This is a genomic window from Shinella sp. S4-D37 (assembly GCF_040812195.1).
Classification (GTDB): Bacteria; Pseudomonadota; Alphaproteobacteria; order Rhizobiales; family Rhizobiaceae; genus Shinella.
The window spans coordinates 217,254-232,184 of sequence record NZ_JBFNXL010000001.1 but is presented as its reverse complement, the minus strand read 5'-3'; the positions used below and the strand labels follow the sequence as shown (position 1 = coordinate 232,184).

Below are 14,931 nucleotides of genomic sequence, written 5' to 3'. Positions count from 1 at the left end.
GATGCTCCAGGAAACGGCCCAGAATCTTTCAGCGGACGCGCCGGCCTGGCCGGACGCGTTTCGTGCACGCTATGTCAGCGAGGGTTTCTGGCAGGCAGAAACCTTTTCCGGCATGCTCGATCGCGCCGCCGAGCGCCACGCCGGCAAGACCGCCCTGATCGAGGGCGAGCGGCATGTCAGCTATGAAGAGGTCCGGCGGCGCGCGGGCGCGCTGGCGGCTGGCCTTCGCCGCCTCGGCCTCGAAAAGGGCGACCGCGCCGTCGTGCAGATGCCGAACGGCGTCGCCTTCGCAGAAGTCGTCTTCGCACTGCTGCGTCTCGGCGTCGTCCCGGTGCTCGCACTGCCCTCCCACCGCAATCTCGAAGTCGGCCGCTTCCTCGATTTCACCGAGGCGCACGCCTACTTCATCGCCGACCGCGCCAGCGGCTTCGACTACCGCGCGCTTGCCCGCGAGCTGCTGCCGAATCTGCCGGCGCTGCGCCACGTGATCGTCGACGGCGAAGCGGACGCCTTCACCCCGCTTTCCGGGCTCTTCGAGGACGGTAGTGTCGAAGACGCCGCCCGGCCCGATGACGTCGCCGTGTTCCAGATTTCGGGCGGCACGACGGGCGTGCCGAAACTGATCCCGCGCCGACACAACGAATATCTCTACAACATCCGCACCGCCGCCGCCGCAAGCGGCATGGGGCAAGACGCGGTCTATCTCTGCGCGCTGCCCGTCGCTCACAATTTCCCCTTCGCCTGCCCCGGCATCATGGGAACCTTCATCAGCGGCGGAACGGTCGTCATCGCACCCGATCCCGATCCGAAGACGGCCTTCGCGCTCATCGCGGCGCATGGCGTGACGATCACCTCGCTCGTGCCGCCGCTCGCGCTTCTCTGGATGGAGGCCGCCGGGGCGACCGATGCCAACATTTCCAGCCTCAGAACCTTGCAGGTTGGCGGCGCAAAACTCAGCGAAGAAGCCGCGCGACGCGTGCGACCGCGCCTCGGCTGCACCCTGCAACAGGTTTTCGGCATGGCGGAGGGCCTGATCTGCTATACCGGCCTTGACGACGACGAGGAGACCATCGTCACCACCCAGGGCAAGCCGATGTCGCCGGCGGACGAAATCCGCGTGGTCCACGCCGATGGCAGCGATGTCGCCCCCGGCGAAGCCGGCGAACTTTTGACGCGCGGGCCCTATACGATCCGCGGTTACTACAAAATTCCCGAACACAACGAGAATGCCTTCACGCCGGATGGGTTTTACCGGACCGGCGATATCGTGCGCCTGACGCCGTCAGGCCATCTCGTACTCTCCGGCCGCGAGAAGGATCAGATCAACCGCGGCGGCGAAAAACTCTCGCCCGAAGAGGTGGAGAACCTGCTGCTGGCGCATGCGGGGGTGCATGACGCCGCCGTCGTCGGCTTGCCGGACGAAACGCTCGGTGAGCGTACCTGCGCCTTCGTGATCGCCAAGACCGGCGGGCTGAAGCCGCTCACCCTTATCCGGCATTTGAAGGCGCGCGGCCTCGCCGCGTTCAAGATGCCCGACCAGTTCGTTTTCATCGCGCGGTTTCCGGAAACCGGGATCGGCAAGGTGAGCAAGAAGGACCTGCGCGAACGGCTGAAGCAGCTTCACCTTTCCGCCGGCCTCGACAACGGAGCGTAACGCGTGCCCTTAGCGAAAGACCTCGGTATCCGGACCGAAACGCCCGCCAACTGCCAAAATCTCGGCGACGTCCGCCAGGCGATCGACACGATCGACCGTACGCTTATCGACCTGCTCGGCCTGCGCATGGGCTATGTGCTGGAGGCGGCCCGCTTCAAACCCGATGTTGCCAGCATTCCCGCACCTGAGCGCGTCGCGGCCATGCTACCCGAACGTCGGCGCTGGGCAGAGGAAAACGGGCTCAACCCGGATTTCGTCGTGCCGCTCTTCAGCCAGATGATCCAATGGTTCATCCAGCAGCAGACCCACCATTGGGAACAGAAGAACGCGCCCGGGCGCGAGGCAGAGTAGAACATGGCCGAGCGCGTCCTAGCCCACAGCCGGCATGAAAAGGCTGCCGAAACCACGCAACTCGACCTGCATCGGCTCGTCGCGGAAGAACTCGGCGCAGAACCGAACGAGTTCAGCGCGGATGAAAACCTCATCGAACTCGGCCTCACCTCCATCGCGCTGATGCGCCTGCAAAGCCGGCTTTCGGGGGAGGGCGTCGTGCTTTCCTTCAGCGCGCTGGTCGCGACACCGACCGTCGAGGCCTGGGCCGCTCTGATGGCGGAGGCTCCGCCTGACACCGAATGCGAAGCCGCAACGCAACGCTCCGCCCCGATCGGCGAAACCGGCCCGTTCCCGCTTACCGATATCCAGCGCGCCTACTGGCTGGGCCGCGATCCACATTTCGAACTTGGCGGCGTCGCCGCCCATGGCTACATCGAAGCCGTGACACGCGATCTCGACATCGAACGGCTGGAAAGCGCGCTCAACGCCACCATCGCCGCCCACCCGATGTTGCGCGCTGTCATCGATCCGGATGGAACGCAGCACGTGCTTGAAAACGTGCCACGCCTGGCGATCGGGCGGACGGACTTGCAAGGCCTCGCCGCAGAAGAACAGGCACAACAGCTCTCAGCGCTTCGAGCGGACATGGAGCAGGAGGTGCTGCCCGCGGATTGCTGGCCGCTCTATCGCGTCCACGCGACCCGTCTTTCACCACGGGAAACCATCCTGCATCTCAGCTTCGACATTCTCGTCTTTGATCTGAAATCGCTGGAGATCTGGCTTGCGGAATGGCGCACGCGCTACGAGCATCCCGCCATCCCCCAATCTTCGCCCGCCGCGTTGTTCCGCGATCACGCGCTTGCGCTCGAAGGAGTTGCCCAATCCCCCGAAGCCGCGCGCGCACGCCGCTATTGGCAGGATCGCGCCGTAAATCTGCCGCTCGGCCCGGATTTGCCGCTTGCCCGTCCCGTCGAGGCGATCGTCGCGCCGCGCTTCGCGCGCGAGCAGCGCATGCTGCCGCAGGCCGCATGGCAAGGCTTGCAGGAAAAAATCCGCCGCCGCGGCGTCACGCCCTCGGCAGCGCTACTCGCCGCCTATGCGCGTGTGCTCGCCTTGTGGAGCGAAAGCAGTGCCTTCACGCTGACGACGACGCTCTTCAACCGTCCGCTCTCCGGCCCTTCCTATGGCAGCGTGATCGGCGACTTCACTTCGCTGGCCCTGGTCGAGGTCGACACACTCGCCCCGGCCAACTTCGCGTCTCTCGCCCAGATGACGCAGGAACAGCTCTGGCACGCCCTCGACAACGGCGCCGTCAGTGGCGTCGAAGCCCTGTCCATGGTGGCCGCTGCTCGCAATGCGCCCGGCCGGGCGCTGATGCCCTATGTCTTCACCAGTGCGCTCGGGACGGGAAAGAGCTATCTTGACGCCTTCTCCGGCTTCGGCGAGATCGTGCACGCCGCCGTTCAGACGCCGCAGACCCTGGTCGACCATCAGGTGCTGGAGCACGACGGCAATCTCATGCTCAACTGGGACTATGTCGATGCGGCCTATCCCGGCGGCCTGATCACCACGATCGCCGACCGCCATCTGGCTCTGTTGGAGGTGCTTGCCGCCGATGACGACGCCTGGAGCACCCCGACCCTTTCCCTGCCGGAAGAACAGGCGGCGCGGCGGAGGGCGGTGAACACGACGGCCTGGCATGCCGACACGGACGCCGTCTTGCTGCACGATCCCTTCCTGCGCCAAGCGCAGGCGCGGCCGGATGCGATTGCGGTTATCGATGACGAACGCAGCCTGACTTATGGCGAACTCGACAAGGCCAGCGCCCATCTTGCGGACCGGATTGCCGATGCCGGGGCAAAACCCGGCTCTCCCGTCGCCGTGCTTCTGCCAAAAGGCTGGCGACAGGTGGTGGCTGTGCTCGGCATCCTGAAGGCGGGTGCGGCTTACATGCCCGTCGATCCCGCCCTGCCGCGTAAGAGAATCGAGATGCTGCTTGAGGACAGCGGTGCGACACTGGCGCTGACGGCGACCGGTGCGGGCGATTCCGGCCTCCCGGGCACCATGATCGCGGTGGACAACACGCTATTTCGAGAAGCGGAGACCGGCAGGACCGTCCCGCCCCGAGCGAGCGCTGTGGACCTCGCCTATATCATCTTCACCTCGGGCTCGACGGGCAAACCCAAGGGCGTCGCCATCCGGCACGGCGCGGCGCTCAACACCGTGCTCGATATCAACGCACGCTACGGCGTCACGGCCGCCGACCGCTGCCTGATGGTCTCCTCGCTCAGCTTCGACCTCTCGGTCTACGACATTTTCGGCATGCTCGCCGCCGGCGGCGCGATCGTCATTCCGCCCACCGGTCCCGCACCGGATCCCGACGCCTGGCTGCGCCTCATCGAGAATGCCGGCGTCACCCTCTGGAACAGCGTGCCGGCGCTGCTGCAACTGCTGCACGACCGGCTCGCCGACCGCGATGCCCTTGCCGCGCTCTCCTGCCTGCGGCTCGTTATGCTCTCCGGTGATTGGCTGCCTTTGCCGCTCTGCCGTGCGATCCTCGACCTGCCGGACCCGCCGAAACTGGTGTCGCTTGGCGGTGCCACGGAAGCATCCATCTGGTCGATCGCCTATGACGTCGAGCGCATGGAGCCGGATTGGAAGAGCGTGCCCTATGGTCGCCCGCTTGCTAACCAGACGATCCATGTGCTCGATGAGACTTTTTTCGATAGACCGGATTTCGCCATCGGGGAAATCTTCATCGGAGGTGTTGGGCTCGCGCTCGGCTACTGGCGGGACGAGGAGAAGACGAACGCCCGTTTCGTCCGCCATCCGCGAACCGGCGAACGCCTCTACCGCACCGGCGATTTTGGCCGTTGGCGGCCGGATGGCACGGTAGAATTCCTCGGCCGGCGCGACGGCCAGGTGAAGGTCAACGGCCTGCGTGTCGAACTCGGCGAGATCGAGACGCTGATCACAGGCGATCCCGCCGTGCGTGAGGCCGCGGTGGTTGCCGTGCGCAGCCAGGGGACTGGCGACAGCCTCGCCGCCTTCCTCACCCTCGGCGACGAGACGGCCTATGACGAAGAGCGGCTATGCGCCGGGCTCCGCGATCACCTCTCCCCCGCGCTGGTTCCCGCCAGTTTCACCGTGCTCGACGCGATACCGCTGACCGCCAACGGCAAACGCGACCGTTCGGCGCTCGAACAACGTGCCCGCGCGACAGTTGCGCATAGGGGGACTGCACCCGCGCGGCCACTTTCGGAGATCGAAAGGCAAATCTGCGGCATCTGGCAGGACCTGCTCGGACGACCGATCGAAGCCCTCGACACCAGCTTCTTTCTGGTCGGCGGCAACTCCCTGAATGCGACGCGCCTCGCCGGCCGCCTCTCCCAGGTCTTCGGACAGAGCGTCTCGGTGATCCGCATTTTCGAGCACCCGACGGTCGCCGGTCAGGCCGGTATTTTTCTGCCCACACCATCCGGCTCGATATCCGAAGCGGAAGCCAGGGTGCGGCGTGTGCGAAAGTATCGGAACCGTCTTGCAGCCGCGCCATCAGAACCGAGTTAGTACCAGGTCAATCGGTATTCCCCGCCTCCGGCTGACAGCCTGCTCCTCAGTACCCTTATGATTCGACAACACTTCATCTCTACAGCAATTGCTGAGATGGCCTGCTAGAGCATTTCCAGCCATCAGTCCCAAGCTCGGGCAGCAGAAGAGCACGGAAGGCCGCAGCTTGCGCAGGCGCTTCAGTGTACCGGGGAACCGTGGGGTAGTCTGTATCATTTGCCTTGCAGCCGAACAGGCTGGAGCCGCTGGTGTCCTCAGATCGGGAGAAGATGTGGTACCATGGCAATAGTAAGCACATACGAATGACGCCTTCACTCCATTCCAACCGGAATGAACTCCGCGATCACGGGCACGATCAGGGAAACGCCGGAAAGCAACAGCAACCCGAAGGCCAGGCGGCGCAGGATCTGCCTTGAAAGGCAAGGAGGCCAACGGCGTGCCAGATAGGTTGAAACCAAGACGGCGGGCAATCCCGCAAGTGCCCAGACAAGCGCGTGGTGCTGCCAGTCGCCGTTTGCCGCCACGAGGCCAAGGCGGAAGAGGGAATTGATCGAGAAGATCGCCACGAGCGTCTCGCGAACGACCCGGTGCGGTAGGGGCTGGCGATAGAACTGGAAAACCAGCGGCGGCCCCGCGGTTGAAAAGAGCCCGCCCATCAAACCACCAAGCGCGCCGAAGAACACGAAGGCAGGTGCACCAGACTGGCGCGCCAGCGAGGACGGTCTCCGTATCAGTTGGAGGCTCGACACGATGATGACGGCACCGAGAATGAGACGCAGCACCGACAGCGACGAAGCCGCGAGCAACCCGTACCCAGCGACGACCATCGGCAGGGCGCTGGCAAGCGACAAGAAAAACGGCTTTGCGGCAATATCCCGCCAGCCTGTTGCGAGCACCATCATGGCATTGGCAAGCGTCAGCAGGCTGACGACGATGGCGGCCTCCGGCAGCGGGACAAGGCCGGTCAGCGCCAGGACGCCCATCAGCAACAGGCCGAAGGCGAAACCCGTCAGGGTCTGGACATAGGCCGCCACGAAGGCGAACGCGGCAAAGACGGCAAGTTCGCTCGTGCCGATCATGCCGCGGGGCCGGCCGCCAGGGCGAGGGTGCGGAAGGATTCCAGCCGGTCGAGATCCGGCACCGTTCCGAGGCCCGGCCCTTGCGGCAGCACGACGACGCCCTTCTCTACCACGGGCCATGCGGGCGCGACCGCGTCGCGCAACGGATTTGGGTTGACGTCGATTTCGAGCAACCCATCACCGCCGGCGGCCGCCAGGACGTGCGCCGAGGCGGCAAGGCCGATGCCGGCGCCGAGGAAATGCGGGCAGTAGCGCCGGCCGGCGGCCATTGCGGCCCGGGCCACCGCGCGGCATCCTGTCGGTCCGCCCCATTTTGCCGCATCGGGCTGGATGACGGAGAGGTGGCCGGCGCCGATCGCCGACCGGAAGGCCCGCAGGCCGGCAAGGTTCTCCCCTCCGGCCAGCGGCGTTGCGGTCAGCCGCGCAAGCTCGCCCCAAACGGCCGGGCCGGCGTCGACCCGCACCGGCTCCTCCACCCAGCCGAGCCCGAGATCGGCCGTCGCCAACAGGAAGTCCCGCGCCGCTTCCGGGGAAAACGCCTGGTTGGCGTCCGCATGCAGCGTTTCCCCGGGCTGCAGGCTCCCGGCGAGCGCGCGGATCAGCGCCAGGTCGCGATCGACGTCGAAACCGACCTTGACCTTGAAGTCGCGGTAGCCGGCCGCGCGGGATTGCGCCACGACCGTTTCGGCATCGCGGATATGAATGCCGCTGGCATAGGCGCGCACCGCGCCCGCCGCATCGGGCGACAGCGCCACGGCCAGCGGCACGCCGCGGCGGCGGGCGGCAAGGTCCCAATAGGCCATGTCGAAACCGGCGATCACCTGCGCATAGGGGCCGGCCTCCCCGGTCTGCAGCACGAGTATGTGCGTTGCCGCGGTCAATTCTTTCCAAAGATCCGCCGGGTCGGGCAGCGGCCTGTCGAGGATACGCGGCGCGATATCCGAGACGAGCAGGCGGGCGCGGTGCTCCGCGCCGCAGGCCGGCCAGTTGCACCAGATCTCCCCCCAGCCGACCAGGCCCGCATCATCCTCCAGCCGCACCAGCACGGCCGGCCGGTCCCTCATCGTGCCGAAGGACGTCGAGACAGGCTTTTCGAGCGGCACGCGGAAGACATGCGCCTCGACGGACCTGATCACAGGGAAACGGGTTGAACCTGCCTTGCTCATGGCATCCTCACCCCGCAAGGAAACCGCCGTCGACGGCATAGACCGTACCGGTGGCATAGCGTGCAGCCGGCATGGTGAGAAAGACCACGGCGCCCGCCACTTCCTCCGGCTGACCCCAGCGTTTCAGCGCCGTGCGCGCGGCGATCCGGTCGCGATGCGCGATGTCCTTGCGCCCTTCGCTGTTGATCGACGTCTCGATATAGCCGGGCGCGACGGCGTTGACCCGGATCCCCTCCTCCGCCCAGGCGAGCGCGAGCGCCTTGGTCAGCATGACGACACCGCCCTTGCTGGCGCAATAGGCCGGAAGGCGGGGCAAGGCGGCGAAGGCGTTCATGGAGGCGATGTTGACGATCGAGCCGCGGCTTGCGGCAAGATGCGGGCGAAAGGCCGTGGAGGTCCGGAAGGTGCCGGTCAGGTTGACGTCGAGCACGCGCTGGAAGGTCTCTATACGGAACTCCTCGTCACGGGCGAGGATGCCCGCGCAATTGACGAGCGCGTCGACCCGCTCGAAGCGGGCGGCGAACGTCGCCACGGCCTCGTCGGAGGTGACGTCCAGAACGTCGAGATCGACGGCCGGAAGGCTCGACAGGGAGGAGCGTTCGAGCGCGGCGCGGTCGTGACCGGTGGCCACGACCCTTGCGCCACGGGCGTGAAACAGCGCGGCAATCGCCGAGCCGATATCCCCCGCGCCGCCGACAACGACGACCTGGAAGCCGGGCGGAAAGGCGAAAGGATCCATCATCTCGCCCATCAGATGCCTGCCACGGCGACATATTTCAGTTCGAGGAAACCCTCGATGCCGTAGGAGGAGCCCTCTCGCCCCAGGCCCGACTGCTTGACGCCGCCGAACGGTGCCATCTCGTTGGCCAGCATGCCGGTGTTGACGCCGACCATGCCCGCCTCCAGCGCTTCGGCGACCCGCCAGACGCGGCCGAGATCACGCGCGTAGAAATAGGAGGCGAGACCGAATTCGCTGTCGTTCGCCATGGCGATGACCTCGTCCTCGTCACGGAAGGTGATGATGGGGGCGAGCGGCGCGAAGGTCTCCTCCTTCGCCACTTTCATGTCCTGCGTGATGCCGCTCATGACGGTCGGCTCGAAGAAGGTGCCGCCGAGCGCGCTGCGTTTGCCGCCGGCGAGAATCCTGCCGCCCTTGGCGAGCGCGTCGCTGACATGCTCCTCCATCTTGGCGACGGCCCTGTCGTCGATCAGCGGCCCCTGGCCGACACCGGCCTCCGTGCCGCGGCCGAGCGTGATCGCCGAGACCTTTTCCAGGAGCCTGGCGGTGAACGCCTCCGCGACGGTCTCCTGGACATAGATGCGGTTGGCGCACACGCAGGTCTGCCCGGCATTGCGGAACTTGGAGATCATCGCCCCCTCGACCGCCGCGTCGAGATCGGCGTCGTCGAACACGATGAAGGGCGCATTGCCGCCAAGTTCGAGCGACAGGCGCTTGATACCGTCCGCCGCCTCCTTCATCAGCCAGCGCCCGACGCCGGTCGAGCCCGTGAAGGTGATCTTCGCGACCTTCGGATTGTGGCAGAACTCCATGCCGATCGGCCGCGCTTCGCCGGTGACGACGGAAAAGACACCCGCCGGCACGCCGGCACGCTCCGCCAGAACGGCGAGCGCAAAGGCCGAGAGCGGCGTCTGGGCGGCTGGCTTCAGGATCATGGAGCATCCGGCGGCAAGGGCGGGCCCTGCCTTGCGCGTGATCATCCCGTTCGGGAAGTTCCAGGGCGTGATGGCCGCGCAGACGCCCACGGGCTGCTTGAGCACCATGACGCGCTGGTTGCGGTTCGGGCCTGGAATGATGTCGCCGTCGATGCGCTTGGCCTCTTCCCCGAACCATTCGAGATAGGCGGCATTGGAGATGATCTCGCCTCTCGCCTCGCCGAGAGGCTTGCCCTGCTCGGCGGTGAGGATCTGGGCGAGGTCGTCCGCATTCTCGACGATGAGCTCGTACCAGCGCCGCAGGACGGCGGCCCGCTCCTTGGCGGACCGCCGTGCCCATTCGACCTGCGCGAGGGCCGCCGCGTCGATCGCCTGGCGAACCACCTCCACGCCGAGATCCGGAACACGGGCGATGACCGATCCGTCGAACGGATCCGTGACCGTGATGGTCCTGCCGTCCGCCGCGCCCAGCCAGCGGCCGGCCACATAGGCCTTGTCGGTCAGGAGGGACCGGTCCTTCAGGGCCGGCACCGGCTGCGTCGATCGATCGTCCATGGTCGTTCCTTCCGTCAATGGCCCGTGTCAGGCAGCGGCATAGCTCTTGGCGAAGTCGCCTTCAGTGTGGATTTCCTGGAAGGCGGGCGCCGGCGGGGTCCAGCGCGGGGCCTTGGCGGCGGTGAGCGCGCTCAGGCGTTCCACCACGGCCACGCCTTCCTTCGTAAGCGCCCCGGCGACGGCAGCGGTATCCGGAAAATGCGAGCGGATCGCATTGAGCCAGATCGTGCGGCCCGCCAGGAAACCGCCGGCGCCGGCGGCATAGGCATAGTCGAGCACGCGTTCGAACTTTTCCGTCGCCGCGCCGCCCGACAGCAGCACCCACGGAATGCCCGCATCGGCGCAGATCCTGCCGATCGCATCGAATTCCCGCTGGGCGGCAAGGGCAGCCGCGCTGCCGTCGCGCGGCGGCAGGCTGTTGGCGGCAAGCGGGCTTTCGAGCTTCAGGAGATCGACGCCGTATTCGGGCTTTGCGAATTCGCGCACGCTCTCGATCACGAGTTCCGGCAGCTTGGTCGGCGATTCGACATAATCCGCCGTATGACCCGCGGTGCCGAGAAACGGGAACACGAGCAGTTCGAGCACATAGGCGATGTCGTGGCGACGGCAATCCTCGCCGATCTTGCGCACGAACGCCTTCTGGTGCGCAAGAACGTCGGCCGAGGCGTCCGGCCGGTACCATGCGAGCACCTTGACCGCATCGCCGCCGAGACGGCGAATCTTCTCGACGCTCCAGTCGGCGATCACCTTGGACTTGCGGCCGCCCTCGGTTTCCTCGGTGCGGTGGTCCTCCAGCGTGACGATCAGGCCGCAATCCGGCGGCAGCACGTCGATGGCGGCGGGAATGGCATAATTCGGATCGAACAACATGGAGCTGCAATGCGGGGCGAGATTTTCGACCAGAAGCCGTTTTGCCGTGATCATATCGGAGAAGGTGACTTGCGACTTGTCGATGCCGCGCGCTGCCGCGAGCGCTTCGAAGAGCGGCGGACGCTGGTCGAGCGCCACCATGCAGAAATGGCCGTCCTTGTTGGCGAGACGGGCAAGGCCTCGGGTTTTTCCAAGTGTGAGCATGATGTTTCCTTTCAGGATGATTTCAGATCGTCGAGGGAGGGAATGGCGGCACGACCGCCGGGCCGTGTGCATTTCAGGGCGGCGACCGCGCTGGCGAAACCGAGTGCATCGGCAATGCCGAGGTTCGTCCCGATCGCGAAGGCATAGGCGCCGTGGAAGACATCGCCGGCGGCCGTGGTGTCGACGGCATGGACGGCCGGTGCCGGCATGTCGTGCCTGCCGGAACCGTCCAGCCAGACGAGGCCGTCACCGCCGCGGGTGACCGCGACCATCCGGCAGCCGAAGCCCGCCGCCAGCGCCAGCGCCGCGTCCACATCCTCTCCGCCGAAGCCGCGCAGGCCGGGCTCGGAGAAGACGGCGTGGTCGGTCAACGGAAGCAGGCGTTCGAAGATATCGGCGTCGGCGACGTCACCGTCGAGAACCGTCGGGATGCCGCGGCGGCGCGCCGCGGTGAAAAGCGCCTCCGCACCCTCCGGCCAGCGCGGATCCGCCAGCACGCAATCGGCAGAAAGGCCAGCAAGCGGAAGCCAGGCGGGATCGGCCGGATAGCGGCCGCGGAAATTGACGATCTGCCGCTCGCCGCTGGCATCGACGATGACGCCCGAGACGGACGATGCCCCGCCCTCGAAGAGCCGGAACTGGCCGATCTCGACACCTTCGGCCGCAAAGGCCTCCGCCATGAGGTGGCCTGCTTCGTCGCCGCCCGCCCTGCCCCAGAAGGAAGCCCGCCCACCAAGCCTGGCGACGGTCACCGCGGCATTCGCCGCCATGCCGCCCGGTTCGGTCAGGTGCTCGCCCGCGCGGATCTTTTCGCTGCCGCCGGTGAACGGCGTCTCCACGCGCCAGATGCGGTCGAGCGCGGACAGCCCGAGGCAGACGACCGCCGGGGCGGCCCCTGCCGGCATGATCGGCGGGCGGTTCATCGGATGGCCTTTCCGTCCACGCTGTCGAAGAGATGCGCTTTGCCGGCCTGCGCGACGAGGCCCAGCCTGTCGCCGACCTTCGGCCTCAGTTCGGGGTTGACCCGGGCAACGGTCCGGACGCCCGCAAGATCGAAATGCGTGAGCGTGTCGGAACCGAGCGGCTCCACCAGGTCGATCGTGACGGGAAGCGCGCCCTCCTCGCCGCCGACGGGAACGAAATGCTCCGGCCGGATGCCGAGCACCGCCTCGCTCCTGCTGCCGAGCGCCGCTTTCAGCGCGTCCGGCACGGGGGCGGCAAGATGCGGTGCGCCGTCGAAGACGAAGGTCTCGCCCGTGCGCCGGATCGGGAAGAAGTTCATCGCCGGGGAGCCGATGAAGCCGGCGACGAACTGGTTCGCAGGCGTCTCGTAGACTTCCTCCGGCCGGCCGAACTGCTGGATCTCGCCGCCTTTCAGGACCACGATGCGATCCGCCATCGTCATCGCCTCCACCTGGTCATGGGTGACGAAGATCATCGTGGTCTTCAGCTCCTGCGACAGCGCCTTGATCTCGGTACGCACCTGGCCGCGCAGCTTGGCGTCGAGGTTGGAGAGCGGTTCGTCGAACAGGAAGACCTTCGGGTCGCGGACGATCGCCCGCCCCATGGCGACGCGCTGGCGCTGGCCGCCGGACAGAGCCTTCGGCTTGCGCTCCAGGAAGGGCTCGATATGCAGGAGGCCGGCCGCACGGCGCACGCGCTGGTCGATCTCCGCCTTGCTCATGCCGCGCAGTTCCAGCGCGAAGGCCATGTTGTCGTAGACGGTCATGTGCGGATAGAGCGCATAGTCCTGGAAGACCATGGCGATGTCGCGCTTGGAGGCCGGCACGTCGTTGACCTTCGTCTCGCCGATGAAAAGCTCGCCCGAGGTGGACGGTTCGAGCCCGGCGATGATGCGCAGGAGCGTGGACTTGCCGCAGCCGGACGGCCCGACGAAGACGACGAACTCCTCGTCGGCGATCTCCAGGTCGAGGCCGGGGATGATGGTGAGATCGCCGAACTTCTTGGCGATGTTCCTGATCGTGATCGAGGCCATGGTGTCACCCAAACGAGAGGACGGGCTTGATGAGCTTGCCTTCGGCGAAGCGGGCGAAATTCTCCGGCAGGTCGTCGAGACCGAAGGCGGCGTCGACGAGCCGGCGATAGCGCTCCTTGTTGGCGCGCAGCAGTTCGACATTCGGCGCGAAGTCGCCGACCGGGAAATAGAAGGTGCGGATCATGTAGAAGTCCTTGCGGCGGAAGATCTTGCCTTCCTCGATGGTCCAGGGCGCGGCGTTCTCCCCGACCAGCATCAGGGCCCCGCGCGGCAGGACCAGCTCTATGCCGAGATTGCGCGCCACATGCGCGCCGGAGCATTCGAAGATCAGCTTGAAACGTTTGCCGCGCGCGCCGACGGGATGGGCCTTCGCACCGAAGGAAACGGCGATCGCGAGCCGCTCCTCGTTGGGATCGCTGACATGGATGTCCTCATAGCCAAGACTCGATAGCGCCAGCACCACGCCGAGCCCGACCGGGCCTGCACCGGTCACGAGGACCGGCACAGACCCTTCGGGAGGAACGAGTGGCATGGCGAAGCGAACGGCGTGGGCCGACGTTCCGATCGTGTCGAGCAGCAGCGGCGCGAGGTCGTCCTCGATGTCGTCGGGCACCGGCAGCAGGCAGTTTTCGGGCACCGGCACGTATTCCGCATAGCCGCCCGGCCGGTTCCAGCCGATCAGGCTCGATACTTCCAGGCACATCTGCGTGTCGCCCGCACGGCAGGCATCGCAATGGCCGCAATGCACCGGGATGTAGACCGCGCAGCGCTGTCCGTGGCGCGGATGGCCCGGCTGTTCGACCACGCCGAAAATCTCGTGGCCGGCGGTGAACTCCGCCCCCTTGTACCAGAGCTTGAAATCCGAGCCGCAGAGCGCGGTGCGCAGCACCTTGACCAGCACCTCGCCCTGCCCGACGGGCGGCAGGTCCCGGGTTTCGATGGTGATCCTGCGGTCGCCGTGGAAGACGGAGGCGCGCATGCGGGCATTCTTTCTGTCTGTCATCCTGATCATCCCTTGACGGCACCGAGGGTCAGCCCTGCGACGAGCCAACGCTGGACGAGGATCGCGAGCGCGAGCGGCGGCAGCGCGATGAGCGTGGCGGCTGCCATCAGCGAGCCCCACTGGGTGGAACCTTCGCCGACGAAGTTGAAGGCGGCGGCAATCAGCGTCTTCGTGTCGGAGTTCGACAGGATCAGCGAGAAGAGGAAGAAGTTCCACGAGAAGACGAAGGCGAGGATCGACGCGACCGCGACGCCCGAGCCGACAAGCGGCAGGGCGATCCGCCAGAGAATGCGGGTCACCGAGCAGCCGTCCATCTGCGCCGCCTCGAAGACGCTGCGCGGAATGTTGTCGAAGAAGGGAAGCAGCACCCAGATGACGATCGGCATGGTGATCACCGCATGGCTGAGGATCAGCGCCGTGTAAGAGCCGATCAGCCCGACCTCGCGGAACATGATGTACCAGGGCAGCAGGAACAGCGTGCCCGGCGCCATCCGCGCGGCAAGCGTCAGGACGGCCGGCCAGGTGATGCGCGACCAGGAGACGGCGAAGGCGGCCGGGATGCCGAAGGCGAGGCCAAGCAGCGTCGATCCGATGGTCACCACGAAGCTGTTGACCGCATAGGACAGGAACGGCGTCGTCTGCCACAGCGTGACATAGTTCTCGAAGGTCGGCTGGAAGAACAGCGTCGGCGGATAGGCCGTCACCTCGAAGGACGGTTTGAAGGACGAAAGCACCATCCAGACGGTCGGCGCCAGGATAAGGATGCCCGCGACGGTCAGTTGCAGCGTGTTCAGCCAGTGGACCCAGCGGGGGCTTGAATGGTCGTTCAT

General features: G+C 66.4%; 12 protein-coding genes. 3 read left to right on the top strand and 9 right to left on the bottom strand.

Annotation, left to right across the window (positions count from 1 at the left end):
• Position 1 precedes the first annotated feature (1 nt).
• From AB3G45_RS01180 to AB3G45_RS01170, 3 genes are read left to right on the top strand one after another with little or no spacing between them, the layout of a single operon-like run.
• Complete coding sequence (locus tag AB3G45_RS01180; protein WP_367828824.1) at positions 2–1,654, top strand: (2,3-dihydroxybenzoyl)adenylate synthase; 1,653 nt, start codon at positions 2–4, stop codon at positions 1,652–1,654.
• A 3-nt stretch (positions 1,655–1,657) separates the two neighbouring features.
• Positions 1,658–2,005 (top strand): isochorismate lyase, encoded by a 348-nt coding sequence (locus AB3G45_RS01175; protein ID WP_367828823.1) that lies wholly within the window; start codon positions 1,658–1,660, stop codon positions 2,003–2,005.
• 3 nt (positions 2,006–2,008) lie between these two features.
• Positions 2,009–5,554 carry an amino acid adenylation domain-containing protein gene (locus AB3G45_RS01170; protein WP_367828822.1) on the top strand — a complete coding sequence of 1,182 codons (3,546 nt, stop codon included), beginning with the start codon at positions 2,009–2,011 and terminating at the stop codon, positions 5,552–5,554.
• 311 nt (positions 5,555–5,865) lie between these two features.
• Here the strand turns inward: AB3G45_RS01170 and AB3G45_RS01165 are convergent, their stop codons facing one another.
• The 9 genes from AB3G45_RS01165 to AB3G45_RS01125 are packed head-to-tail and all read right to left on the bottom strand — an operon-like array spanning position 5,866 to position 14,931.
• A complete protein-coding gene (locus AB3G45_RS01165) occupies positions 5,866–6,633 on the bottom strand; it encodes a TSUP family transporter (RefSeq protein ID WP_367828821.1) in 768 nt (255 codons plus the stop codon).
• Complete coding sequence (locus tag AB3G45_RS01160; protein ID WP_367828820.1) at positions 6,630–7,799, bottom strand: mandelate racemase/muconate lactonizing enzyme family protein; 1,170 nt, start codon at positions 7,797–7,799, stop codon at positions 6,630–6,632. The genes AB3G45_RS01165 and AB3G45_RS01160 overlap by 4 nt, the downstream gene beginning before the upstream one ends.
• Positions 7,800–7,806: 7 nt before the next feature.
• Positions 7,807–8,541, bottom strand: a complete 735-nt coding sequence (locus tag AB3G45_RS01155; RefSeq protein ID WP_367828961.1) for an SDR family NAD(P)-dependent oxidoreductase — start codon at positions 8,539–8,541, stop codon at positions 7,807–7,809.
• 8 nt (positions 8,542–8,549) lie between these two features.
• Positions 8,550–10,028, bottom strand: a complete 1,479-nt coding sequence (locus tag AB3G45_RS01150) for an NAD-dependent succinate-semialdehyde dehydrogenase (protein ID WP_367828819.1) — start codon at positions 10,026–10,028, stop codon at positions 8,550–8,552.
• A gap of 27 nt (positions 10,029–10,055) precedes the next feature.
• Complete coding sequence (locus AB3G45_RS01145; protein WP_367828818.1) at positions 10,056–11,102, bottom strand: tagatose 1,6-diphosphate aldolase; 1,047 nt, start codon at positions 11,100–11,102, stop codon at positions 10,056–10,058.
• A gap of 11 nt (positions 11,103–11,113) precedes the next feature.
• On the bottom strand, positions 11,114–12,025 hold the full coding sequence (locus AB3G45_RS01140) for a sugar kinase (protein WP_367828817.1): 912 nt from the start codon (positions 12,023–12,025) through the stop codon (positions 11,114–11,116).
• Positions 12,022–13,098: an ABC transporter ATP-binding protein gene (locus AB3G45_RS01135; RefSeq protein ID WP_367828816.1), complete on the bottom strand. Its 1,077-nt coding sequence runs from the start codon at positions 13,096–13,098 to the stop codon at positions 12,022–12,024. Before AB3G45_RS01135 ends, AB3G45_RS01140 begins: the two co-directional genes overlap by 4 nt.
• A 4-nt stretch (positions 13,099–13,102) precedes the next feature.
• Positions 13,103–14,101, bottom strand: a complete 999-nt coding sequence (locus tag AB3G45_RS01130) for an alcohol dehydrogenase catalytic domain-containing protein (RefSeq protein ID WP_367828815.1) — start codon at positions 14,099–14,101, stop codon at positions 13,103–13,105.
• Positions 14,102–14,106: 5 nt separating this feature from the next.
• Positions 14,107–14,931 carry a carbohydrate ABC transporter permease gene (locus AB3G45_RS01125; protein ID WP_064333952.1) on the bottom strand — a complete coding sequence of 275 codons (825 nt, stop codon included), beginning with the start codon at positions 14,929–14,931 and terminating at the stop codon, positions 14,107–14,109.